General features: G+C 57.0%; 24 protein-coding genes. 14 read left to right on the top strand and 10 right to left on the bottom strand.

Translation table 11 applies throughout. The annotated features are described in order from the left end of the window. Positions 1-8 precede the first annotated feature (8 nt). Positions 9-3,104, bottom strand: a complete 3,096-nt coding sequence (locus tag C7459_RS09440; RefSeq protein WP_109688599.1) for an efflux RND transporter permease subunit — start codon at positions 3,102-3,104, stop codon at positions 9-11. A gap of 134 nt (positions 3,105-3,238) precedes the next feature. On the opposite strand from C7459_RS09440, the gene C7459_RS09435 reads away from it, so the two are divergent. Together C7459_RS09435 and C7459_RS09430 are read left to right on the top strand one after the other, a co-directional pair. Then, positions 3,239-3,784 carry a PadR family transcriptional regulator gene (locus C7459_RS09435; protein ID WP_109688597.1) on the top strand — a complete coding sequence of 182 codons (546 nt, stop codon included), beginning with the start codon at positions 3,239-3,241 and terminating at the stop codon, positions 3,782-3,784. A 36-nt stretch (positions 3,785-3,820) separates the two neighbouring features. Continuing rightward, complete coding sequence (locus C7459_RS09430; RefSeq protein WP_109688595.1) at positions 3,821-4,471, top strand: TerC family protein; 651 nt, start codon at positions 3,821-3,823, stop codon at positions 4,469-4,471. Positions 4,472-4,513: 42 nt separating this feature from the next. Here the strand turns inward: C7459_RS09430 and C7459_RS09425 are convergent, their stop codons facing one another. Then, positions 4,514-5,413: a 4Fe-4S binding protein gene (locus C7459_RS09425; RefSeq protein WP_170119387.1), complete on the bottom strand. Its 900-nt coding sequence runs from the start codon at positions 5,411-5,413 to the stop codon at positions 4,514-4,516. Between the two features lie 48 nt (positions 5,414-5,461). On the opposite strand from C7459_RS09425, the gene C7459_RS23280 reads away from it, so the two are divergent. After that, positions 5,462-5,707 carry a DUF1292 domain-containing protein gene (locus C7459_RS23280; protein ID WP_170119386.1) on the top strand — a complete coding sequence of 82 codons (246 nt, stop codon included), beginning with the start codon at positions 5,462-5,464 and terminating at the stop codon, positions 5,705-5,707. Between the two features lie 69 nt (positions 5,708-5,776). Here C7459_RS23280 and C7459_RS09420 read toward each other — a convergent pair whose 3' ends face one another. From C7459_RS09420 to rpsF, 5 genes are all read right to left on the bottom strand, one after another. Next, complete coding sequence (locus C7459_RS09420) at positions 5,777-6,340, bottom strand: isoprenylcysteine carboxyl methyltransferase family protein (protein WP_109688591.1); 564 nt, start codon at positions 6,338-6,340, stop codon at positions 5,777-5,779. After that, positions 6,334-7,404 (bottom strand): type III polyketide synthase, encoded by a 1,071-nt coding sequence (locus tag C7459_RS09415; protein WP_109688589.1) that lies wholly within the window; start codon positions 7,402-7,404, stop codon positions 6,334-6,336. Before C7459_RS09415 ends, C7459_RS09420 begins: the two co-directional genes overlap by 7 nt. A 136-nt stretch (positions 7,405-7,540) precedes the next feature. Then, entirely contained in the window at positions 7,541-8,335 is a 795-nt protein-coding gene (locus tag C7459_RS09410; protein WP_109688587.1) for an MltG/YceG/YrrL family protein, read from the bottom strand. A 121-nt stretch (positions 8,336-8,456) separates the two neighbouring features. Next, a complete protein-coding gene (gene rpsR / locus C7459_RS09405; protein WP_109688585.1) occupies positions 8,457-8,735 on the bottom strand; it encodes a 30S ribosomal protein S18 in 279 nt (92 codons plus the stop codon). A 33-nt stretch (positions 8,736-8,768) separates the two neighbouring features. Further along, positions 8,769-9,056 (bottom strand): 30S ribosomal protein S6, encoded by a 288-nt coding sequence (rpsF, locus tag C7459_RS09400; protein WP_109688583.1) that lies wholly within the window; start codon positions 9,054-9,056, stop codon positions 8,769-8,771. A gap of 204 nt (positions 9,057-9,260) precedes the next feature. Between rpsF and C7459_RS09395 the strand changes: the two genes are divergently transcribed. The 11 genes from C7459_RS09395 (at position 9,261) to C7459_RS09345 (ending at position 21,295) form a co-directional block, all read left to right on the top strand. Beyond that, entirely contained in the window at positions 9,261-10,214 is a 954-nt protein-coding gene (locus C7459_RS09395; protein WP_109688581.1) for an isopenicillin N synthase family dioxygenase, read from the top strand. Positions 10,215-10,351: 137 nt separating this feature from the next. After that, positions 10,352-11,527, top strand: coding sequence for a hypothetical protein (locus C7459_RS09390; protein ID WP_109688579.1), 1,176 nt, complete (start codon positions 10,352-10,354; stop codon positions 11,525-11,527). A gap of 135 nt (positions 11,528-11,662) precedes the next feature. Beyond that, positions 11,663-13,048 carry a Mur ligase family protein gene (locus C7459_RS09385; protein ID WP_109688577.1) on the top strand — a complete coding sequence of 462 codons (1,386 nt, stop codon included), beginning with the start codon at positions 11,663-11,665 and terminating at the stop codon, positions 13,046-13,048. Positions 13,049-13,328: 280 nt separating this feature from the next. Beyond that, positions 13,329-13,682, top strand: a complete 354-nt coding sequence (locus C7459_RS09380) for an arsenate reductase family protein (RefSeq protein WP_170119385.1) — start codon at positions 13,329-13,331, stop codon at positions 13,680-13,682. A gap of 175 nt (positions 13,683-13,857) precedes the next feature. Then, positions 13,858-15,240 carry an MATE family efflux transporter gene (locus tag C7459_RS09375; RefSeq protein WP_109688572.1) on the top strand — a complete coding sequence of 461 codons (1,383 nt, stop codon included), beginning with the start codon at positions 13,858-13,860 and terminating at the stop codon, positions 15,238-15,240. A 17-nt stretch (positions 15,241-15,257) separates the two neighbouring features. Next, positions 15,258-16,286, top strand: a complete 1,029-nt coding sequence (locus C7459_RS09370; RefSeq protein ID WP_170119384.1) for a PucR family transcriptional regulator — start codon at positions 15,258-15,260, stop codon at positions 16,284-16,286. 103 nt (positions 16,287-16,389) lie between these two features. Further along, entirely contained in the window at positions 16,390-17,499 is a 1,110-nt protein-coding gene (locus C7459_RS09365; RefSeq protein WP_109688569.1) for an ABC transporter ATP-binding protein, read from the top strand. Positions 17,500-17,567: 68 nt separating this feature from the next. Further along, entirely contained in the window at positions 17,568-19,505 is a 1,938-nt protein-coding gene (locus C7459_RS09360; protein ID WP_109688568.1) for a glycoside hydrolase family 15 protein, read from the top strand. A gap of 74 nt (positions 19,506-19,579) precedes the next feature. Next, complete coding sequence (locus C7459_RS09355) at positions 19,580-20,521, top strand: ROK family glucokinase (protein WP_109688566.1); 942 nt, start codon at positions 19,580-19,582, stop codon at positions 20,519-20,521. Positions 20,522-20,525: 4 nt separating this feature from the next. Then, positions 20,526-20,933, top strand: a complete 408-nt coding sequence (locus tag C7459_RS09350; RefSeq protein WP_109688564.1) for an HNH endonuclease — start codon at positions 20,526-20,528, stop codon at positions 20,931-20,933. Between the two features lie 71 nt (positions 20,934-21,004). Then, a complete protein-coding gene (locus C7459_RS09345; protein ID WP_170119383.1) occupies positions 21,005-21,295 on the top strand; it encodes a DUF1292 domain-containing protein in 291 nt (96 codons plus the stop codon). A gap of 102 nt (positions 21,296-21,397) precedes the next feature. On the opposite strand, the gene C7459_RS09340 is transcribed toward C7459_RS09345, so the two are convergent. The 3 genes from C7459_RS09340 to C7459_RS09330 are packed head-to-tail and all read right to left on the bottom strand — an operon-like array spanning position 21,398 to position 24,614. Then, positions 21,398-22,132, bottom strand: a complete 735-nt coding sequence (locus C7459_RS09340; protein WP_109688561.1) for an exonuclease domain-containing protein — start codon at positions 22,130-22,132, stop codon at positions 21,398-21,400. A gap of 13 nt (positions 22,133-22,145) precedes the next feature. Continuing rightward, complete coding sequence (locus C7459_RS09335; RefSeq protein WP_109688560.1) at positions 22,146-23,195, bottom strand: DUF294 nucleotidyltransferase-like domain-containing protein; 1,050 nt, start codon at positions 23,193-23,195, stop codon at positions 22,146-22,148. Between the two features lie 33 nt (positions 23,196-23,228). Then, on the bottom strand, positions 23,229-24,614 hold the full coding sequence (locus C7459_RS09330; protein WP_109688559.1) for an ammonium transporter: 1,386 nt from the start codon (positions 24,612-24,614) through the stop codon (positions 23,229-23,231). Positions 24,615-24,780 lie beyond the last annotated feature (166 nt).

Here is a 24,780-nt window from a genome sequence, read left to right as displayed (position 1 = left end):
CTGGATTTTTATACCTGTGCTTGTTCCTTGCGGTGTTGACGGCGGAAGAACAGTTCGTACATGACCGGGACAATCACCAGCGTGAGCAGCGTAGCGGTGGTCAGTCCTCCGATCACGACGACAGCGAGTCCGCGCGAGATCAGGTTGCCTTCTGCTGCGGTGAACGCCAGCGGGAGCAGGGCGCAGATCGTGGCGAACGCCGTCATGATGATCGGACGCAGGCGGGTCTTGCCGGCTTCGATCAGCGAGGCGCGAATCGGCATGCCGTTGTCGCGGTTTTGCCCAACGCGGTCGACGAGGACGATCGCATTGGTGACGACGATCCCGATCAGCATCAGCACCCCGATCATCGCTGAGATCGAGATCGGTTCACCGGCCGCATACAGACCGATCAAGGCACCGGTTGGGACGAACAACAGCGAGGTCAGGATGATGAACGGGATGCGCGCTTGGCCAAACGTGAACAGCATGACGAGGTAGACGAGACCGACCGCGACACCCATCGCGAGGCCGAGTTGCTGGAAGGTCTTGGTCGTCTCATCAGAACCGCCACCTGCGACCAGCGAGACGCCGTCCGGGAGTTTGACGTGGTCTGTGATGTCCTGTTGCACAGCAGCCGAAACTTGCTGGACGTTGGTGCCTTCGACGGTCGCGGAGACGCGGGCGAAGACTTTGCCGTCGTTTTTCTGAATGGCAGAGACGGCGTCGATCTCTTGGACTTCGGCGATCTGCTTGAGCTGGACCGGACCTTTGGTGCCGAACAGGGTGAGGTCTTCGAGTTCGGATTTCGAGGCCAGCGGTTTGTCGTAGGAAAGTTGCACAGAACGATCCTTGCCGTCGAGCGCCAGCGTCCCGACCGAGACCGGGCGGGTCTGGTCGGCGGTGAGGCCGAGCACGGTGTAGCCAGAAACGCCATAGGTTGCCGCCTTGTCGGTATCGATTTTGATCACCCATTGGCGCTGTGTATCGGAGAGATTGCTTTTGATATAGCTGAGCTCCGCATGTTCCTTGAGTTTGTCTTCCACAGCTCGGGAAGCGGCGAGGAGCTTGGTTTGGTCGTTCGAATAGAGATCGATGTCGATGTTGTTGTTCGACGGCGGGCCGCCAGAGGACATCTCTTGTACCGTGATCGTGGCTTTGTCGGAGGTCTTGCCGACGATCGACTTGATCTGCTCGTTGAGCGCGTTGACCTCGGCGGTGGTGTCTGCCGTCTCTTTCAACGAGATGTAGTATTGGAAGGTGTTTTCCTTTTTCAGCCCGGTGGTGAAGTCGCGGGAACCGATGCCGACAAAGACCGATTGCACGGTCTCGGCGCGGCCACGCAACATGGTTTCCACATCCAGCGAGACTTGGTTGGTCTTGTCGAGGACGGTGGAGGCTGGGAGGGAGACGTTGGCGATGATCGTTTTCTGCTTCTCGTTGGGCAGGAACACGAAGCCGAGTTTGCCAGCGAGTCCGAAGGAGGCGAGCAACAGCGGGATGCAGACTGCGAACACCACCCACTTTTTGCGGAGGGAGGCGTCGATCAGGCGACCATACCACTGTTGGAGCTTGCCTTCCGTCTCTTCGTGCTTGAGTTTGGCAAATGAGTAGCGCGAGAGCAGCGGCGTCAGCGTGATCGAGACGACCAGCGAAGCAGCCAACGCGAACACGATGGTCAGCGCAAACGGCAGGAAGAACTGGCCGACGACACCACCGACGAAACCGAGCGGCAGGAACACGACGATCGTCGTCAGTGTGGACGAGGTGATCGCTTTGAGCATCTCGCGGGTCGCGGCGAGGGTGAGTGCTTTTTTGTCGAGACCTTCCGGGTTGTGCTTGATGCGGCGGAAGATATTCTCGATGACGACGATCGAGTCATCGACGACGCGCCCGACGGCGACCGCCATCCCTCCGAGCGTCATGGTGTTCAACGTGATGCCCGCTTGGGCGAGGAAAATCGAGGAGACCAACAACGACAGCGGGATCGAGAGCACGGCGATGATCGTCGCCCGGATGTTGCGCAGGAACAGCAGGACGGCAAGTGAAGCGAACAGCGCGCCGAGCAAGCCTTCACGGATCAGCGAGTTGACCGATTTCTTGATGCCATCCGCTTGGTCGAACACGATCGCGTAGTCAATTTTGTCATGGTTGGCATCGAGGATGGTACGAGCTCTGTCCACGACTTCGACGGTGTTGGAGTCCTGCTTTTTGGTCAGGGCGAGCGCGATGGCTTCCTTGTCATTGAAGCGGGTGATCTCCGGACGCGAGGTCTCGGTTTTGATCGTGGCGATGTCGCGGAGCAGGACGGGTGCGGGAGCGACGTTGCTGGAAGCACCAGGAGCGCCCATGCCAGTGCCACCGGTGCCTGCACCTGTACTGGGTTGCGCAGTTTGAACGTCGAGTTGCATCTGCTCCAGATCGGCGACGGTGAGCAGTTTTTCCTCAACGCGGATCGGGATCAGGATCGAGTCGTTGACGACCGAACCCGCTGGCATCGAGACGAATTTGCCTTTGATCGTCTCCTGAATCTTCGCCAGCGATAGCCCTTTTTTCAGCGCCGCTTCCTTGTTGACTTGGATGTTGACCAACTCGGACTCCGTACCGCCGATGGAGACGGAGTTCACACCGGGGATCTTCTCCAATTGCGGCTGGATGTCGTTGACCAGCACGTCCTGAGCGTTGCGACCGTCCTTGGCAAATACTGCCGCATTCAGAACCGGGAACGAGCCAAACGAAAAGCGGTTGACTTTCGGCTCGACCCTGTCAGGCAGTTGCGCAGATGTGATCAGGCTCTGCACCTGTTGGGTCACATCGTCCATATTGGTGCCAAATGGGAACTGCAATTGGATCAGCGCAATCGATTCAAACGATTGCGAGGACATCTTGTCGATGCCTTGGATGCCCTTGAATTGCTTTTCTAAGATACTGGTGACTTGCTTTTCGACGTCCTGTGGCGAGGCGCCCGGATAGACCGCCTCAATCGAGAGTTGCGGGAACTCGATATTTGGCAACAGATCGACTTTCAGCGACTGAAAGGAGAACAAGCCCCCGACGATCAGCAGGAATGACAAGATGAAGATCGCGACAGGATTCTTCAACGAGACGCGGGTTAAAAAGTTCATGGTACCACCCTCTCTACTGCTGTAGTATTATGTGTATAGTCACATATGATTTGGCAATCCTATCTTAGCACCCATGTGACAGGACTGCAATCATTTTGTATAACTTTTGTAGCATAAGATGTGAGGGATGCCAGATGGCGTTACGATACGCAGTGCTCGGGTTGTTGTCGAAGGAGCAGTTGACTGGCTATGACTTGACGCAAAAGTTCCACAGCCACATCAGCCACTTCTGGAACGCGCACCACACCCAGATCTACCGCGAGTTGCAGAAGCTGGAGGGCGATGGGTTGGTTTCCCATCAGCTCGTCGAACAACAGGACCGACCGGACAAAAAAATTTACGCGCTGACCGACCTGGGCCTACAGGACCTGCTCGTCTGGATGGGGGAGGCGCCCAAGAACCCCAGCATGAAAAACGAAACGTTGCTGCGCGTTTCGCTTTTTCACCTGATCCCGCCTACTCAGGCGATTGAATTCCTCGAAGCCAGCAAAGCGAACTATGAGCAGGTGCTGTTCGCGATGCAGAACTGGGGCACTGAGAACCTCGGAGCGGCGGTCGATGCGCCGACGCGGGAGCAGATCGGTGACGTGTTGACCCTGAATTTTGGCATGCGCTATGTGCAGACGTGGATCGAGTGGTGTGAGTACGCGATTCGCATGTTCCGCTCCCTCGCCGAATAGAGTAGTAGAGGACAGACTGGCAGGGGGTGGGCGGACGTGCAAGAGCTATTGCTGGCGTTGGAGATCCTGTTGATCTCCGCGATCTTGTCGGTTGACAATGCATTGGTGATCGGGCTGGCGACCCGCCATCTCCCGAACGGCGTGCGGCAAAAGGCGATTTTTTGGGGCACGATGGGAGCGGTCGGGCTGCGGGTGGTGTTGTCGCTCATCGCTGTGCTGCTGATGGACACGCCGTACCTGAAATTGATCGGCGGGCTTTTCCTGCTCTACCTCGCGTACAAGATGCTCGGTGACCATGAGCAGATGAAGGACATGCGTCGAGGCGGCGGGTTGATGCAAGCTGTCTACGTGATTGTGATCGCCGATTTCGTCGTGTCGATCGACAACGTGCTCGCGGTCGTCGGCATCTCCAAAGGCAACATGCTCCTGCTGATGTTTGGGATCGCGGTGTCGATTCCCTGCATTCTCTGGGGGAGCGGTTTGATCGTGCGCTTGTTGTCGCGCTATGCGTGGGTGATGTATGCAGGTGTCGCCGTGCTCACTTGGACGGGGTGTTCGATGATCTTGGAGGAGAACTTTGTCTCCGCTCTGGTTACCCCGTGGGCCTTGCCTGCGTATGGCTTCCATGTGATCGCTGTCCTCGCGACATCGGCGGCGGGGATGTGGAGCAACCGGCGTGTCGCATAGGTCGTGTCAAAAGAGGACGAACCCACAGGTCGTCCTCTTTTTTCATGGGCCGGAAAGTGTGGTTGAGAACGGTTTGCAGATCCCTTCGCGCTGGGCGCAGACGGCAAACTGTACCGTGGCCAGTTCGGTGGTGCGCAAGGCAAATGTCAGCTGCTCGGTAGCACCGGGATTGACGGTGTGCCCATTCCGGATGCCTGCTCCGATCGGCTGCGGGCCAGCCGGATCGAACTTGATCGTGAACAACTCTGCGGACTTGCGGTTGTTGTTGGTGAGTCCCAGTTTGTAAACATAGGTCATACTCTGCCCGGTCTGCACGCGGGAGAGTTGTTGTAGCGATACTTCGGAGCGGCTTGTGCGGAGTGCCGCCACCGTCATGCCCCCGGCGAGCAGCACCAACACGAGGGCGACCAGCGTCTTGGCGAGCCGCGTCGGATTCGCCGGTGTGAACAGGTGTTGGAAGAACCCGTAGGGGCAAGCATGCTGGCAAAATTTCGAGCGCAACCGCAGCAGCAACCAGCCGAGGAACACGCACAGCACCGCAAAAAACGCCAGCGCCATCGGCGACTCGGCGTACACGATCCCGCGCCACGCGTCGTGCGGTTCGTAGAAATACGAGACCAGCGTAAACGCGATCAACGGTGTCATCACGATCGCGACAGGTTGGTCGAGCCGGTGTTGCTCCAGCCAGCGCAAGCCTTTGGAGAGCGTATTGTGCGGACAGAGCGCCGTGCAGAACAGCCGCGCTCGGAATGTGGACAGGCCGAGCACGAGGAAGACGAGCAAGAGAATCGTCAACAGAAGTGGCAAGGGCTGGTCATACGACAAGCGTTTCGTCATCCAATAGTAGTGCCCGCTGTGCAGATCCAAGCGGAACAAGTTCAGATCGGGCACGAGAAAAAACAGCCCGATGATCCACCAGCCGATGCTTTTGCGCAGATTCACGACTGAGTTGCTCCTTTCCGGGAACGCTAGTGCTGGGAGGTGTTGACGATGATGCGAGATGTGATGGTCGTGCGTGATGCGCAAGGTCATGAGCGCGAGTTCGGTGTGGAAGCGTTGCTGGAGATGAACGACCAGAACTATGTGTTGCTCGTCGACGGCGAAGACACGCTGCTGATGTTGGTAGAGGGGGAAGGCGAGCACCAAGAGCTCGTCGGCATCCCGGAAGGCTACGTGCTCGACTCGCTGCTGGACGCCTACGAGATCGCCGTGGAAGCGGCACCTGCAGAATCCTAGACGACTTCCCGTGAAAAAGCTCTTCGTTGCCATGTGCAGCGAAGAGCTTTTTTGACCCAGACGGCGGCGTTACGGCTTGCGAAAAGGGGTGAAGCGCGGCAGATCTCCCATCTGCTCTGCATAGGCCGTCACTTCCGCCAACGCCCGTTCCTCTGTACGGATGCGCACACGCAGGACCGCGATGTTCAGGAGTGAGAACAGCACAGCGGTGAGCGGAGCGCCAAACGCCAGCGGCAGCGTGAACAATTCCAGTGCCACGACCGTGTAGTTCGGGTGTTTCAAAAAGCGATACGGTCCGCGCCGGACCGGCTCGCTGCCGGGCAAGACAAAGATCCGCGTGTTCCAGAACTTGCCGAGCGACCGCAGAATCCAGATGCGCAAGGCTTGGGCGATCAGGAACACGGCAAATGGGAGCAGGTAGGGCGGCTGGTCGAGTCGACCGCGCTCGACCACTTCTCCGAAGAGAGAGAGGAAAAACGTGGCATGCAACAACACGATCCACCGATAATGATCGCCCCCGACCTCGTAGCCGCCGATCGCACGGAGATAGTGCGCATTGCGGCGGGCGATGAGCAGTTCGAGGAGGCGCTGGGCGATCACCAGTGCGAAGACGATTTCAAAAAACGTCACCATCGCAGCAACACCTGCTCACAAGAGAAGCCTGGGCCTAGTGCGAGCAACAGGCCGTGCTCTCCCGCTTGATGGGCGTCCTGCAGTTCGCGGGCGAGCGCGAACAGCACGGTGCAGGACGACATGTTGCCATGTGTGCGCAACACGTCGCGGGAGTGGCGCAACAGGTCGTCAGGCAGATCGAGCGCCTCCTGATACGCTTGCAAGACTTTCATGCCGCCAGGGTGGGCGATGAAGCGCTTCATATCCGCTCGATCCAAGCCGCTCTCTTGCAAAAACGTCTCGATCTGCGGGCGGATCTTCGACTCCACAATGGAGGGGATGTCCTTGGAAAAAATCACTTTCAAGCCAGCCTCTTGCAACTCCCAACCCATGACGTCGAGCGTTTCCGGCCAGATCGTCGAACGGGAGGCGAGCACGCGTGGCGCACCCGCGACGAGGGAGGGGTGCCTTTTCGCAGCCTCAGTTCCGAGCACCAACATCGCGGCGCACCCATCGGCGAACAGCGAGGTGGCGATCAAATTGCTTTTCGAGCGGTCGGCACGCAGAAATGTCAGGCTGCACAGTTCGAGCGCACAGACGACGACTTTGCTGTCCGGATGGGCGAGGGCCAGATCAAAACCACGGGCGAGACCAGCCGCGCCGCCGGCGCAACCGAGCCCCCAGATCGGCGTCCGCTTGAGGTTTGGAGACAGACCGAGCGCGTTGAACAAGTGTGCGTCGAGGCTGGGGGTGGCGAGTCCAGTGGAGGAGACGAACACGAGGTGATCGATGTCCTCCGGCTGGAGACCCGCTTGGTCGAGGCAATTGTGGATGGCCGTGGTGGCGAGCGTGACTCCTTGTTCGATGTAGAGGCGGTTTTTGTCGGCAAAGGAATGGTCTTGGGTATACCACTCGATGGGAGCGGCGAGATGGCGCTTTTCGATCTGGGCAGACGCAAAAACTGTGAGCAGGCGATCGATGTCGCGAAACGCGTCGCCGAATAAGGTGCGTGCGAAGTCCCGGACCTCAGTCTGCGCGATGGTGTGTGGGGGGACAGCAGTTCCGATAGCAGCAATGACAGGCACAGGGATGTCCTCCTCTCGTTTCCAGTCTTTGTCGTTACCGTTCCCTGCGCTGGTTGGAATTATGTGGAGGTGAACGTCAAAAAAGCACGAGTCCCGCGTGGGGCTCGTGCTCGTGAGTGATCTTCTCCAGCGGATGTCAGTTTTGGAGCACAGACAAGATCTCCTCCAGTGACATCCCTTTCGTGAACGTATACGTTTGGGGCTTGATCAACGTATCAACACCGCGCGTGGTCAACACTTGGTTGAACGCGGCCTTGTCCTGAATCAGCCCGATATCCTGTAAGTAACTGGTCAAGTCATCCAACGGTGCGCCATCTTGTAGCGTGAAGGATAGCGTTGCCGCTTTGTCAGAGCGAGACGACTGCTGGCCGCCCGCTGACTTGTCCAATTGCGTGGGTTGCTGCGTGGAGTCCGAAACGTTGGACTGTACTTGCTCCTCATATTGCTGCTCCGTCATGACCACGTAGCCCTTCGCCTTCGCTTCGGCCACGAGGTCCCCCGACCCAGTGCCCCAGACTAGGAACGTGACCAGCGCCGTCAGCACCGAGCCGACCAGCCCGCCAAAAATCAGCCGGTTCCACTCGCGCACGCGCGTCTGTACGGCATCGACATGGTGCAAGGTCCACTCATCATGCGAGTAGGCCCAGGTCATCACACACGCGACTTTTTTTACACGAAAACGCACCGTAAACAAACTCTGCCCGAGCGGAGTCTGTCCCGAACGAATCACTTTTCCAGTTGTTGCCGCCCCCAAGATCAGACGTTCCAATTCGAGATCGTCCGCCGGCAACTCCGTGATGCTTTCCCGTAAAAAGGCGATTTGCTTTTCCGAGAACAGCCCGATCGGCAACGCTGGGCATCCGAGGTCTTGGAGCGCTTGCTTCAGTGGCTTGCCGACGGTATCCTTCAACAGATCGATGGTTGTTGTCATCGCTTGCATCCCCCCAACTACACAATACGACAGAGAACGACATTTTCAAAGGGTCGAGCCCGAAAATGAATATAAAAAAAGGAAGCGACTCGAAAGCCACTTCCTTTTTTGCAAGCACACCTTATACTTCGGTGGTGTACGGCATCAAAGCTACAATGCGGGAGTTCTTGATCGCAACGGTTACTGCGCGCTGGTGAGCTGCACAGTTACCCGTGATACGGCGCGGCAAGATCTTACCACGCTCGGAAACGTAACGGCCGAGACGACCGATGTCTTTGTAGTCGATGTGTTTCACTTTGTCTACACAGAAGTTGCAGACTTTGCGACGCTTGCCACGGCGCTTTTTGTTGAAACCGCCGCGCGGTTCACGATGTTCGCGTTGTTCACGTTGTTCAGCCATGATTCGTTCCTCCTCGTTGTTCGGGAATTTGGATTACTGTTCTTTGACGGTGGTCAGGTAGCGAAGAACGGACTCGTCGATCTTGAGCAGACGCTCAAGTTCAGCCGGGGTGGTGTTGTTCGCTTGGAAGTTCAACAGCGCGTAGAAGCCTTCGCGGTTTTTGTTGATTTCGTACGCGAGACGACGCTTGCCGAGCTTCGTGGTCGGAAGAACAGTGCCGCCTTCCTTAGCAACGACGCCTTCGTATTTCTCGATGACGGAGTCACGAGTTGCTTCTTCGAGGTCCGCTTTCAGGACCAGCATGGTTTCATAGGCTCTCATCTTTAGCCCTCCTTTTGGACTTTGGCCCCCGTAGGAGCAAGGGTAAAAATACAACAAGGATTAGTATATCAATGTTCTCTAGTACAAGCAAGTCTGATTTTTCTCTGGTGGTCAGTTGTCAGACCTCCTACCTTCATGTTACATTTAAGATGGAAATATTTTAATTCGAGAGCAGTAAGCGCTTACAACCCTAAGGAGGCTGTCATGAGCCAGACTATCATCCGCACCCTTAATTTGAAGGATTTCACGCATGGCAAGCTCGAAGAACGGATTCGCTTTGCAGAGGAATTCACCGCAGGACTGAAGGACTGTGGCTTTATCATCCTCGAAGGCCACGGCATCGACCCGAACCTGATCGCCAAGAACTATTCCAACATCGCGGAATTGTTTGGTCTTGACCGCGAAACGAAGGACAAGTATGGCCAAGTCTCCGGAGGTCAGCGCGGCTACACCGGTTTTGGCAAGGAACACGCCAAGAACCGCACCGTCGGCGACCTGAAGGAATTCTGGCATGTCGGCCAAGAGCTGCCGAAGGGCCACGCTCTCTATGAAGACTACCCGGAAAACGTCTGGCCGGATCAACACGTTGCAGGTTTCCGCAAAGCATCGCTCTCGCTCTATCGCGAACTGGAGCGCGTCGCGCGCAACATGCTGGAAGCGTTGGCGATGAACATGGACCTGCGTCCGAATTTCTTCTCCGACATGATTCACGAAGGCAACTCCGTGTTGCGGATGATCCACTACCCGCCGCTGGAGCCGCACATGGACCCGAACGCCGTGCGCGCTGCTGAACACGAAGACATCAACTTGATCACGCTGCTCTGCGAAGCGACAGCGTCTGGTCTGGAATTGCTCACCCACGATGGCGAGTGGCTGCCGGTGGAAGCGGGCAAGGGTCAGATCGTCGTCGATGCAGGGGACATGCTCTCCCGGATCACCAACGAAGTGATCCCGGCGACTACGCACCGCGTCGTCAACCCAAAAGGCGAGAACACCTCGCGTTTCTCGATGCCGTTCTTCGTCCATCCGTACTCCGCGAGCGTGCTGGACGTCATCCCGTCCTGCGTGTCCGAGGAGAACCCGCAGAAGTTCCCGCCGATCACCGCGGGCGACTTCCTGCACCAACGCCTCGTCGAAATCGGCCTGGTCAAGAAGTAGTTCTTATTAGAAAAAAAGCATCCATCGCCAGTGGCGGGGATGCTTTTTTTTGCGTAGGTAATTGACAACGGTTCTCAATGGGGGTAGGATGGGTGTATAGAAAATGATAATCGTTCTCAATGGAGGGTACTCATATAATGAAAACTTTACACGTATTTGCTTCGGCCACGATCGCACTCGGACTGGTGCTCGCAGGTTGTGGAGCTGACAAAACGGCAGCGCCGGCCACAACCACCACGGCAGCGGCCGACCAAGCGCAGACCAAGCAAGAGAAAAGCCCGGCTGACTACACCAAGGGTGTGCAAGATCTGGTTGCTGAACTGAACAAAGGCAAGGACGGCGGCAAAGTCGACTGGGCGAAAGCGACCAAGTTGTACACGGACGAAGTCAAACCGTTGGTCGCCGCTCGCGATGCAGAGAGCAACGACACGATCTCCGATCAGATCGAAGCCGCGCTCAAAGCCGGGCAAGACGGCAAGTTCACCGCGCTGACAGTCGCACAATTGACGGAAAAGCTGTCGCAGAAAGTATTCTTCCTCTCCTTGCGTCATGACTTCAAAGAAGCGAATGAAAAGTTCAAAGACACCAAGGTAGCCAAGGACGAACTGGCGGAAGGCAGAGCTTATTTTGACGGCTTGCTCAAAAGCTTCGTCGAAAAGCGCGACACCGCATACGGCACGCAGTTGGTCGCGGCGATCACCGGCGCGTTCGATGGCATGAACAAAGCGGTCGACGCAGGCAACAACCTCGAATACAACCTGTCCAAGCAAGTGGCTGACAAGTCGCTGATGAAGGCGTTCTACCTCGCATCGGGCGCGGGAAAAGGCTATGGCTACAAAGTGGAGAAACTGGCTGCAGATGCTTCGACCAAGGAAGATGTGAAAGCGGCTCAAGCAGAAGGCTGGGCGTTCTTCCAATCGCTGAAAACCTACTTGGAAGGCCCGGACAAAGCGGACGCGGACTTGATCAACAGCAAGTTTGACCTGGCAACGGATGCGAAATCGATCAAGGGCGACGAGATCAACAAAGCCTACGTTCGTGCGTTCGCACTCACCGCGCAGGATGAGTACAAGCAAATGTTTGCGAACTGGGGCAAGGACAAAGCATCGATCACCGCTCTGGAAGGCGCACTGTTCCTGAGCGTCGTGGAAACCGACCTCCCGAAAGCACTCGGCGAGGAAGCGGCGAAATCGGTCTTGACCAACGCACAAGCGCTGTTGGACGCTGTCAAAGCAGGCAACAAGGACCTCGCGACCGAACTGCATGGCAAAGTCAACGTTGAACTCGACAAGCTGGCGAAGTACGGCAAGTAAGCAACCTGATCTAGAAAAAACCACGCAACCTCATCGTGAGGTGCGTGGTTTTTTTTGCAGGTCGTCTGGTGCAAGCGAAGTCGTGGAGTCATAGGATAGAGGAGGAAGGTTAGTCGTACGGAGGTGTTGTGAGACTTGAAACCCTTGAGACTGCACGAACTGTTGGGGGCGACCCCCTATCAAGTTTTGCATGGGAAAACGGACATGACCATTCAAAATGTGGTCACCCAACCCAAGAAACTGCGCGGTGGAACGCTGCTGTTGCGCACGCGCCGACGTGAGGCGTTGGATTGGGCGCAGTATCAGCGCTACTCGGATGCGGTGATCGTGCTGCAAAAACGGGAAGGCACGCCGGAGGACTGGGGGAAGTTGACGGTCGTAAAAGTGCCCGACATCCAAGCGGCGTACTGGAACTTCGTGGACAGCTACCGCAAGCGCTTTTCGATCCCGGTCTACGCGATCACCGGCACCTGTGGCAAGACGACGACCAAGGAGATGATCGCACATCTCTTTCGCGCTTCGTACACCGTGCAGGCGACGGTGCGCAGCCGCAACGCGTCCGCTTTCAACCTCGGGTATCTGCTGGGGATTGATGACAGCACCGACGTAGCGGTTTTTGAGACGGGGGTGGCGACTTATCCGGATGATCTCCACGACAGCGGCAAGTATTTTCAACCGACGATCGGCATCCTCAACAACATCGGACTCGATCATCTCAAAGGCTGTGGGACGTTTGAGAACTATGTCAAAGGCAAGGCGGAACTGCTGGACATCATCGAGCCTGCGGGGACGTTGATTTACAACGCGGACGACGAGAACATTGCGAAGATCGACCGTTCTGGGTTTCGAGGCTTGCAGTACAGCTTTGGCACGTCGCGCGGGGCGGACTTCCGCGCCGTGGCGATACGCTATGGTGAGGGCGGGATGGAGTTCACGTTGCAATTTCGTGGACTGTCACATGCTTTGTTCGTGCCGGGATTTGGTGAGCCCAACGTGTACAATGCGTTGGCGGCGATCGCAGGGGCGTATGCGGCGGGGATGGGCATCCGGGAAGCGGGCGAGCGTTTGAAATCTTTCGAGCATCTGCCGGGACACCTCCAATTGAAGCAAGGGGTGCAGGGGAGTGCGATCCTCGATGATTCGTGGAGTTCCAACCCGACTTCGGCGCGATCGGCGTTGCATGTGATGCAGGAGATTGCGAACGGGCGGCGGAAGATCGCGGTCCTCGGCCGTTTGACAGATGACCTGGAGGAGCAATTCGACGAGGAGAGTCGCAAGATCGGGGCACTGGCGGTGGAGAAGGGCATCGAGATCCTCATCACGCGTGGCCCGGACGCCAAAGTGATCGGGGAAGGTGCGTTGCGAGCTGGGATGAACCCGCAGCAAGTCCTGCACGCACAGGATCTGGAGGAAGCGTATCAGTTGTTGAAACCGCACTTGGACAAACGAGCGTTGGTGCTCGTGAAGTCTTCCTATTATGATGTGAGCGATGAACTGTTGAAGAAGATCGTGCGGGAATAAACAGCAAAGCAACCAGCCGAGAGGGCGGGTTGCTTTTTGGGTTGAAGCTATTTGAGGGAAGCTAGTTGCTTTTTTTTCAAGGATTTGCGCAGCGTGTCTTCACAGATGCGCTTTTGGATGAAGGCGAGGATGAGGTCTGTTTGCTTGTCTTTTTTCATAGGGCAGCACTCCTTGTTGGAGATCTTCATGGTTGCAGTCTATGCCCATTTTTGCTAGTTCATACTAGGGAAGTGCAATGTTCTGCTATAGTAGAAGAAACCAAACAAATGGAGGCAGACTCATGATCGAATTGATCTACCACCCGACTTGTAGCAAGAGCAAGAAAACCCGCGAAATTTTCGCAGGCACCGAAAAAAACGAGCGCAACCTCGAAGAAAACATGTTGTCCGCGCTGGAAATCATCGAAATCGCCCGCGCTCTGGGGCTAAAAGTCCACGACTTGTTGCGTCCGAACTCGCCGGTGTACCAAGAACGCCAAGCGGACTTGTACGCGATGGAAGAACAGCCACTCGCGGAATTGATCGCGACCGAACCGACGCTGATCAAACGCCCGATTGTAAAAACGGCCGATGGTCTGATTCTCGGGCTGGACGAGGAAAAATTTGCGGCATTGACCCAAGCGCCTCAAGCATAGGATCATACAATTGGATACGAGTACATGAAAGTCACCGCGCAGGTGACTTTTTTGTTTCGACATATTTCCGGGGAAATAGGCATTCCCGATACCTGTTCTGACAAATTCCGTGTATACTGGGGGTGCCTTGATCTTTGGACGTGGAAAGGAAGATAACGTGAATAATTCAGGGGAAATGGCACGCAAGTTTTCACTGTTTGCGTTGACTTGGCCCATTTTCATCGAGATTACACTGCAAATGTTGATGGGAAACGCCGACACGTTGATGCTGAGTCGTTATTCGGATGATGCTGTAGCGGCGGTCGGGGTCGCGAATCAGTTGCTGGGGATCGTCATCGTCTTGTATGGTTTTGTCGCGATGGGGTCAGGGATTGTCGTTTCACAATTCCTCGGGGCCAACGAACATCGAAAAGCGTCGGAGGTTGCTGTCGTTGCGATCGCTGTGAATTTGATTTTCGGCTTGCTCCTGAGTGCGGTGTTGTATTTATTTGGCGATCTGTTCATGCGTATGATGGGTCTGCCACCGGAATTAAAAGATTTTGCGATGCAGTTTGTACACATCGTCGGCGGGTTCTCCTTTGTCGGTGCGGTGATGATGACGATCGGTTCGATCGTGCGCAGCCACGGGTTTACCCGCGATGCCATGTACGTGACGATCGGGATGAACGTGCTGAATGTGGCCGGGAACTACCTGCTGTTGTTCGGACCGTTTGGTATGCCGGTGTTGGGGGTCGCGGGAGTCTCGATCTCGACTTCGGTGTCCCGTACTCTGGGTTTGGTCGCCATCGCAATTCTGTTGTATAAGCGGGTCAATGGCGACCTGCCGTTCCGCGTGTTGCTGAAGTTCCCGCGCTATGCGTTGATGAGCATCTTGCGCATCGGTGTGCCGGCGGCAGGGGAGAACTTGTCCTACAATGCCTCGCAATTGCTGATCACGTACTTCATCTCGATGCTGGGCACGGCGGCATTGACGACCAAAGTGTACACGCAGAACATCATGATGTTCGTGTTCATGTTCTCTCTGGCCGTCTCACAGGCCACACAGATCATGGTCGGTCACTTCGTCGGAGCCGGGCAAAAGGAAGACGCCTACCAAGCCTGTATGCGCAGCTTGAAACTGTCATTTCTCGTCTCGCTGAGCATGGCGGGGGTGTTCTCCATCTTCCGGGAACAACTGATGGGCTTTTTCACCGACGACCCGTCCATCATCTCGATGGGGTCGAAGTTGATCTTGATGACGCTGATTCTGGAGCCAGGCCGGACGTACAACCTCGTCGTCATCGCGGCACTGCGGGCGGCAGGAGACGCGAAGTTCCCTGTGTACATGGGCATCCTGTCGATGTGGGGCATCTCGGCGTCGCTTGCGTATCTGCTCGGCATCCATTATGGCCTCGGATTGCTCGGCATGTGGATCGCGTTTACCGTAGACGAGTGGTTCCGTGGACTGTTCATGCTCTGGCGCTGGCGGAGTCGCAAGTGGGAGAAAATGGGCTTCGTGCCTTCGCAATCCAAGGAAGAGCAACAAGCCCAATTGGAATCTGCAACAACGCAGGCATGAGTTTGGGAGGGTCCTCGATGATCGATAACAAACGATTGGCGGAAATCCTGCTTCCCTATGGCACGGTGCAAAAAGGTCATTCCCCGCATGGGGAATGGCCTCTCCGTCATGCGGGGAACTGGTCGATTCCGCTGGACGAGCAGATGGTCTTGCTGGTAGCGGAAGCGGATTTACCTCCGACGGTGGGGGCCTTGTTGGAACTATTGGTCCCTGAATGGGCAGATCGAGAGCAGGATATTTACCGCGCACGGGTCAAGCGCTGGCTCGGAGGCGCGGAGTTGACAGACGGGCCGCTGCTTGCAGAAGCGCTTGAAAAAATGGGCTGGATCGCACAGACGGGCGCCTTTGTCGTCGCCATCGAGGTGGCGGTGGGGGAACGGGTTGAGACGGAGCTAGTTGACGCCGTAGAGATTTTACGTGAACTGGTCACCGCGCAGGACTGCATCATCGAAACGGAAGGAAACAACCGAATCTACCTATTGGTTCCTCTGGAACCTGATTCAGGGTCAGATTCCAGACGAGGATCGAAGGAGCCGTTGGAAGTCGCAAACGCCGTGGAAGGCGTTTTTCTAGAGGAAGTGTCTGGCTGGTTGGACACGTTGGGAACGGAGTTGTACTCCTTGTTCCGCGCAGGGGTGTCCGCACCTGTTCAGATGTGGACGAGCTTGCCGGAGTCCCGACGGGAGGCGCAGTTTGCGCTCGACGCTGGACGGGTGTACCGGAGCAAGGAGCGGGTTCACAACTTCAACCGCCTCGGCTTGGCGCGCGTGTTCCAAGGCCTGCCTGAAACGGTGCAAGCACACTTCTTGCAAGAAATCTTGCCCGATGAGGTGTACAGCGGCTTGTCGACCGAATTGCGCGAGACGGTGTTCGCTTTCTTGGAACACGGTCAGCAGGTCGCCGATACTGCCCGTTCCCTGTACATCCACCGCAACACGCTGAACTATCGCCTCGATCGGATCTCCGAACTGACCCACTTGGATGTTCGTCAGCCGCTGCCCGCGTGGACGCTCTGGTTGGCGCTCACCCTTCGTCGGGCACGTTGAACAAAATGTACGAGACCGTTTTGTTGAACATGCCCAATGGTAGGAACGACCTGTACAAGTTACACTAGAGATAACAAATCTTGGCTTAAGGAGTGACTCTCTTATGGCACGCGTACAACTCAAGCACGTATATAAGCGGTACACTGGCGACGTTGTCGTAGTTAAGGACTTCGACCTCGACATCGAAGACCGCGAATTTGTGGTCATGGTCGGCCCGTCTGGTTGTGGGAAATCCACCACATTGCGAATGATCGCAGGTCTCGAAGAAATTACGGATGGCGAACTGATCATTGGCGACCGTGTCGTCAACGATGTACACCCGAAGGATCGCGACATCGCGATGGTTTTCCAGAACTATGCGCTGTACCCGCACATGAACATCTACGATAACATGGCATTTGGTCTGAAACTGCGCAAAATCGACAAGCAGGAAATCGACCGTCGCGTCCGTGATGCGGCGAAGATCCTCGACATCGTGCATCTGCTCGACCGCAAACCCAAAGCCCTCTCTGGCGGTCAACGTCAGCGTGTTGCACTGGGCCGCGCCATCGTCCGCGAACCGCAAGTCTTTCTGATGGACGAACCGCTCTCCAACTTGGATGCAAAACTTCGCGTACAGATGCGCGCCGAGATCGCGAAACTGCACCAACGTCTGCAAACCACCATCATCTACGTCACCCATGACCAAACCGAAGCGATGACGATGGGCGATCGGATCGTCGTCATGAAGGATGGCATCATCCAGCAAGTCGGCACCCCGACCGAAATCTACAACCACCCGAACAACATCTTCGTCGCGTCCTTCATCGGATCTCCGTCGATGAACTTCATCAAGGGTGACCTCGCGGAAGAGGCAGGCTCGCTGTTCTTCCGCGCACCGGGTCTGAACATCAAGTTGCCGGAGGGTCGCCTAGCTGCACTGCGCGAAGCTGGCGTCGTCGGCAAGCCGGTCACGCTCGGCATTCGTCCGGAGCACATCCACGACGAGCCGGTCTTCCTCGAAACCTTCCCGGATTCCAAAGTAGATGCCAACGTCGAAGTTGTGGAAAACTTGGGTTCCGAATCATACGTCTACCTGCAAGCAGCAGGTCAATCCTTCGTTGCGCGTGTTGCAGCGCGCACCGCTGTCAAGCCGGGCATGAACTTCACCTTGGCACTGGATATCGACAAGATCCACATCTTCAACACCGAGACCGAACAAACGGTATTCTAATCTCAAACAAAAGAGTCACTCCCCCTGATCAGGGGGTGACTCTTTTTCATGCAAAAGGGAGATGCTACATGACCGCTATTCAGCAAAAACCCTACCTCATCGATTCCGTGATCGGCAACGGACGCATCTTGGCTTGCCTCACGCAAACGGGTGAGTTGGTGCGTGCCTTCTGGCCGACGATCGATTATGCCCAACATATCAACAAAACCGAGGCTGCGCTGCGCGTGAATGGTGACACAACCCACTATCCACTCAGCGGGAACAGCTTCACACATCAACAACGCTACGTGCCAGACACCAACATCGTGGAAACCACCTACAGCTCTGCTCAACTGCCGTTCGCTGTTCGTTCCTACGATTTTGTCGCAACAGATCTCGATGTGATCGTGCGTGAATACCTCGTCACCAACAACGGGGGCGAGACGGTGGAAGTCGATCTGTTGTATCTGACCGACTTCCATATGGAAGAGAGCCCGATTTACCAATCGGTGCTTTATGACAACCAGTTCCACGCGATCGGTCATTATCGCCGCAAGTATTGGACGTTGATCGGCGGTGCGGATCGTCCGTTTGGGTTCCAAGTCGGCAACGTATCCAGCCACCTACATACTCGTCGTCTAAACGGGTACGGCGGCCCCACCTCGACGCTTGGTTCGGACGGCGCGCAGGTGTTCACTGCAACTGTACAACCAGGTGAGACGGTTACCTTCCCGGTCTTGATCGCCTTTGGTTCCAACCGTGACGAGGCGGGCGAGGCACTGACCCATGCACGCGCGATGGGAGCGGCAGGGCTGCGTGCGCAGGCCACGCAAACTGCACAGGACTTCCTCGCGCGCGGTCGTCAGATCGCCACGGGGAATGAGGCGGTCGATGTGATGTATCGCCGCTCGCTGTTGGTGTTCTCGCTGATGGCAGACGCCGTGCATGGCGGCCTGATCGCAGCACCGGAGTTCGACCCGTTCTACACCCAATGCGGCGGCTATGGCTACTGCTGGGGGCGTGACGCCGGCTACATCACCACAGCGATCGACATGGCAGGCTACCACGACATCGGACGCAAGTTCTACGAGTGGGCGATGCAGGCACAGGATGCGGACGGCTCTTGGGACCACCGTCACTATATGAACGGCGACCTCGCACCTGCGTGGGGCTACCAAGCGGACGAACCGGCTTCGATCCTCTGGGGGATGTGGCAACACTTCCTGATCACCGGAGACGAGGCATTCTTGCAATCCTGCTGGAGTTCGATGGAGCGCGGTGCAAACCATCTGCTCGCCACCCTCGCGGACAACGGCATGCCGCGAGCGAGCATGGACCTGTGGGAGGAACGCTTCGCTCAGCACACTTACTCCTCGGCCGCCGTGGCCGCCTCGTTGTTTGCTGTAGCAGACGCGGCTCACCAACTCGGACATGCGGAACAAGCGGCGCAATACCGCACAGCGGGTGAGACAATTCGCGGCGAAGTCGAGAAGTTGTTTAACGAGCACAAGCAGAGTTGGTACCGTGGTATCAATCTCTACCTCTCGCCGGAGGAGTTCAACGTGCGCAAGGAAGCTGGACTAGGCGTACACATCGTTCAGGATGAGCATGGGTACGACCGGGCCGTTGCAGACTATGATACAATTGTAGACGCTTCCTTGTTGGGCATGTCGTACCCGTTTGCGCTGTTTGACGCCGAGCACCCGTCAGTCGTTGCGACGGCGGAATCTGTGCGCGAGCTGTGTACGCAAAAAGGTGTCGGCGGCATCCGTCGCTACGAAAATGACATCTATGCAGGCGGCAACCCGTGGGTGCTCTGCTCGCTGTGGCTGGCACTCGATGCCAACCGTCGCGGTGATGCAGCCACAGTGCGCGAAGTGCTTGAATGGGTGCTCGACAACCAGACCCAGACCGGCCTCCTGCCGGAGCAGGTCGACAAAAACCACGGGGGCCCGGGTTGGGTCGTTCCGCTGACTTGGTCACATGCGATGTATGTGCTGACGATTGTCGAGCACTTTGGCAAGTAAGACCTTTGAGAATTGACAACAACGCCACAGGGTAGTCCCCATGTGGCGTTCTTTTACATAGGAGGTACGGAGAGATGCGCAAATGGATTGGACTCGACGTTGGTGGCACCACGATTAAGGGTGCGGCTGTCTTGGAAAACGGAACGATCGTCGTAAAAGAGGAGCGTCCGACCGAATCGGAGCAAGGCACTGCACACATGCTCGACCGCATGGCAGAATTTGCACGCGACCTCGCGGGGCTGGCGGGTTGGAATTTTGACGAAGTGGCAGGTGTCGGTGTTGGGGTTCCGGCATTCATCGACTTCTCGACCGGCTTCGTCGAGCGTGCCGTCAACCTCGGTTGGGAGAACGTTGAACTGCTGCAAGAGTTGAAAAAGCGTCTCGGTGAGCATGTGCCGATCGCGCTGGAGAACGACGCCAACGCTGCAGGTCTTGGCGAGACATGGGCAGGTGGCGGCAAAGGCTTCTCTGATGCTCTGTTTGTAACGCTTGGCACAGGTGTTGGCGGCGGATTGCTCGTCGATGGCAAGATCGTACACGGGGCAAATGGCATGGCGGGCGAGATCGGACACATCACGATCGAACCGAATGGCCGACGCTGCAATTGCGGGCGACTCGGTTGCTTGGAGACGATCTCCTCGGCGACCGGCATCCTCGCGCTGGCACAGGATCGTCTCGCAGGAGAGAGCACCTCGCTCAAGGAAGTGGAGAACCTCAGCACCCGTGCTGTGTTCGAGCATGCGGAACGCGGCGACCGTGTGGCACAGGAAGTGGTGTACTACGCCATCGACCGTCTGGGCTTCGCATTGGCGAACATCGGGTGTACGTTGAACCCGCAAGTCATCGTCGTCGGCGGCGGTGTCTCCTCAGCTGGGGATGCGTTGCTGAACCCGCTGAAGGATGCATTTGCCCGCTATGCATTGCCGCGTGTCACCGCAGGTACAGCGATCCGTCTGGCTGAACTTGGCAACGATGCAGGCGTGATCGGTGCCGCCCTGTTGCAAATTCGCGACTAACCCTATGGCCGAACGGACGACCACGCGCCGTGAGACGCGTGAACAACGGGCGGAGATGATGCGACACAACGATTTCAACGCGGCCGTTCGCGCACACATCCGCGAGCGAGACGGGGAGCGGTGCGTTCTGTGCGGCAAGCCAGGGCGAGAGGTGCACCACATCCTTCCTCGTGCCAAGGGTGGACTCGGCACCGCCGACAACGGCATCTGCCTTGACAACACGTGCCACCACCAAGCCCATCGCCAACTGAATGTGGAGAAGCAACTGCTTCGCTACCGGGAGCGTCACTTGCTGACCTACTACGGGCTGACCCACCCCGCGCAACATGTTCCCATCGAACGCATCGAAAACCTACGAGCGCTACAGGAGGCGGGATGCGTCAGTTTACTGCCCCTGCGACGGACACGCTAAAAAGCACCGCTCTCGCCCCTCGCGGCGAAGCGGTGTTTTTTGGTATGATCAGGGGGAGAGGAGAGGATCGCATGCGAAACGAGATCGGATTGATGGAGGAGAACCTACATAACTTGGTCGGTCAGCAACTGCACCTCGAAGTGACGGATCATGGGGTCTATGACTATGACATTGCCAAGCTGTTTGAAGCAGAGGAGACGAAGTACATCCTCGCCCAACGACTTTCACCAGAGCGTGAGGGCTACCTGTTGAAACTCATCGACCTCGGCGATGACTGGTACACCCTTTGCGATATCGAGGACGACGCAGAGTGGGAACGAGCACGTGCGGCTTCCGCGCACACCGACACGCTCCACCGCTAAGCCAAAAAGGGAAGTAGCCCGTCGGGGCTGCTTCCCTTTTTTTACATCCGCGCACACCAAAAAAGCGGGCTACCACAAATGTGGAAGCCCGCTTTTTTCCATTCAAGCCCGCTTGGAGAGCACCACCTGCTCGATGAACTCCCCGAGCGTCGACACCTCGCGCGCCAGTGCTTGCTCGATCAAGCAATGCCACAGTTCGGCGGTCATCTGCGCGTCTCCATCCGCGGTATGCCGACCACGCACGGGGATGTTGTAGAGCGTGAGCAAGTCATCCAGCGCATACGACGGCAAGTCTGGGTGGAGCCAGCGCGCGACATCAACGGTGTCGAGGACGCGATGGGGGAGGTGGGCTTTGTAGGTTTTTTTCAGCCCAGCGTTCAGGAAGCGCAGATCATGCCCGGCGTGGTGGGCGACGAGCACGGCGTCGTGGACGAACTGCAAGAACAACAGCATCACGTCGCGCAGGGGCGGCGCGTTCTGCACATCCTCATCACGAATTCCGGTCAACTCGACCACCGCCTGCGGGATGCTCTGCATCGGGTCGGGACGCACCAACGAATGCAGAGTTCGTTCCTGTATCGTGCTGCCCAACACTTCTACGGCACCGACGGAAAGCAACGCATCATCGCCAGGTTGGAACCCGGTCGTCTCTGTATCGATCACCACGAAGCGCACGTCACGCAGTGGGGTCTCCCACGCTACTTTTTTGCGGGCCTCGCGCATGGTGTGTCGGAGCAAAGCCTCGCTGTGCATCTCGCCTTGAGAAGTCGAGGCAAACAGCCCTTGCAGAGGGGTCTGGATATAGCGGCGGAAGAATCCTAAATGATGCTGTTCCACGCGCTCCCCCTCCTCACTTCGGTTTGGTAAATCGTTTGGCGGTTCGCTTTTGCAGCGACCTTATCGTCCGTAATGCGGCTTTTAACCGCTCGCGTTCTTGCACCGATAAGCGTTCGGGGCAGGTGTAATTGCTCCACAAGCGTAGGCTCAGCAGGGTTTCATATGCCGCTTGTATGTCGTTCCCGTCCTCTTCACGCCACAACTTGCTCTCCATGATCTTGGCGATTCGACTGCCGGTGTGTGTCTCCACAATCCCGTGCGCGACCGCCCATAGACGAGTGGCATTCACCAATTGGAGATAGCCCCCGTCTTTAATATTGAGTTCCCGTTCGTGTTCCCCCCATAATTCCGTTCGAAAGCGTTCCCGGAAGTCCAGCCCAATTTTATGAGCCAGACCGTGGTCCGCCACTTGCCATTTGATAAATGCCATCTGCGGCACATTCGCCACGACCCACTGGTGCAACTCCGCGGCGAGCGAAACATCCCCGTACAGCGGACGCAGGTCGGAGGCGATCATCAGAAACCGCGCATTGCTCCAATCGGGGAAGTCCGCGTACCGCTGCAACTGCTCCTGCCACTTCTCCAAGGAGCCGTTCCAGCGCTCGTTTGCCGCCATGACGAACCCGGAGCAGTACGGGTAGCCGATCTGCTCCAGCGTCGCCACGCCCTGTTCCCCCAGCGCTTGAAAAAATGCCCGTTCCTGCGTCCGGCCCTGCTCATCTGCCGCCAGACTTCGGTACACCAATGCGTTGTCTTGATCCGGGTGTAAGGTCTGTTCGCGCCGTCCGCCGCTGCCGAGCAGCAACCAACAAAATGGGGCGGGAGGCGTGCCGAGGCCTTTTTTCTCCAGCTCTTGCAAGGTGAAGTCGAGAGCGCGGTGCATCAGCAGGTCATGCCAGACATTGAGGTACTCGAAGATTTCCAACGTCAGCATCCCGCGCGAAGCCCAGCGTTCGGTGACGCCGGTCATGCGTTCCTGTGTGAGGCGGAGCGCGTCGAGGCCCTCCGCCTTTTCGATGCTGTGACGAATCCATGTCCACGTGTGCACCAGATCGAGTTGCATCTCCGATCACCACCTACTTCTTACTTCGATCTCTTACTTAGCTTGGAGGTATTCACCACCATGCGGGAGTTGTTCCGGATACCCCGAGGCGCCGTGTTCGGAGACGTCGAGGCCGATGATTTCCTCCTCGCGGGAGATGCGCAAGCCGACCGTCTTTTTGATCGCGTACAAGATGACAAACGATACGACAAAGACAAAGGCGAACGAGGCCGCGATACCGACGAATTGTACCCAAAGTTGCGAGAAGCCGCCGCCGTAGAACAGACCTGGTTTGCCAACACCCAACTTTTCCACGAGGTCTGGTGCAGCGAAGAAACCGGTGGACAGCGTGCCCCAGATGCCGGCGACACCGTGGACGGAGAAGGCACCGACCGGATCGTCGACTTTGGCGACGCGGTCAAAGAACAGGACGGAGAAGACCATGAACGAACCGGCGATGGCACCGATGACGACCGCCGCCCACGGTTTGACGTAGGCACAGGACGCGGTGATCGCGACGAGTGCGGCGAGCACGCCGTTGAGCATGTAGCCGATGTCCGGCTTTTTCAATACCAGCCAGCAGGTGAGCAGTGCCGCTACCGCACCCGCCGCTGCAGCGAGGTTGGTGGTCATCGCGACATAGGGGAAAAACGTGCCGTTCGCCCCAAAAGTCGAACCTGCGTTGAAACCGAACCAGCCGAACCAGAGGATGATGACGCCGAGCACAGCGTAGACCGTATTATGACCGGGAATTAAATTTGTGGTGCCGTCTTTGTTGTACTTGCCGATGCGCGGGCCGAGCAACATCGCGCCGACCAGCGCCGCCACGCCGCCTTGCAAGTGAACGACAGTAGAGCCCGCGAAGTCCTGCATGCCCAGCGCGGACAGCCATCCACCGCCCCAGACCCAGTGTGCAATCACGGGGTAGATCCCCCCGACGAACAGCGTGCCGAACACGAAGTACACGATCAGCTTCGCACGTTCCGCGATGCCCCCCCAGAGGATGGCCAGCGAAACACCAGCGAACACGACTTGGAACAGGAACTTCGCGCCCATCGGGACATCTGCGAACGACAGCGACGAGAACAGATCGCCGATGTTGCTGTCCGAGATGTCGAGGAAAAAACCGGTGGTGCCGATGAAGCTGTTGCCGTTGCCAAAGGAGAAGCCAAAGCCTACCGCCCAGAACACCAACGTCGCGATCGCGAAGCTGAGGACGTTTTTGCCAGCGATGTGCCCGGCGTTTTTCATCCGCGTCACGCCGGCTTCCAGCAGTGCAAAGCCCGCTTGCATAAAGAACACCAACAGCGCCGCGACCAAGACCCACACGGCATCGATCGCTTGGATCGCGTCTTTTACCGTCGCTTCAGCGGCAAACGCTCCCGTTGGGAGTGTCAACGCCGCCGCCCCGAGGGAGAACGCCCATTTCCATTGCTTCATTTCCTTCACTCCCTACCCTGTTGTCATTTCGATGTTAGATAATCTGACATCTGATGAAATCATTGTATGCTCAGGAGTTGGAATGTTCAAACAAATGAAGCGGAATGGCGGAAGCTGAGAGTCTGAGGTAACCGTTTTCACTTCCATTTCCGCATAAAAATACATC

It is taken from the genome of Tumebacillus permanentifrigoris (assembly GCF_003148565.1).
In the GTDB taxonomy this organism is placed as follows: Bacteria; Bacillota; Bacilli; order Tumebacillales; family Tumebacillaceae; genus Tumebacillus; species Tumebacillus permanentifrigoris.
Note: the sequence above shows the minus strand (reverse complement) of the source record. Positions and strands in the feature narration are given on the sequence as shown.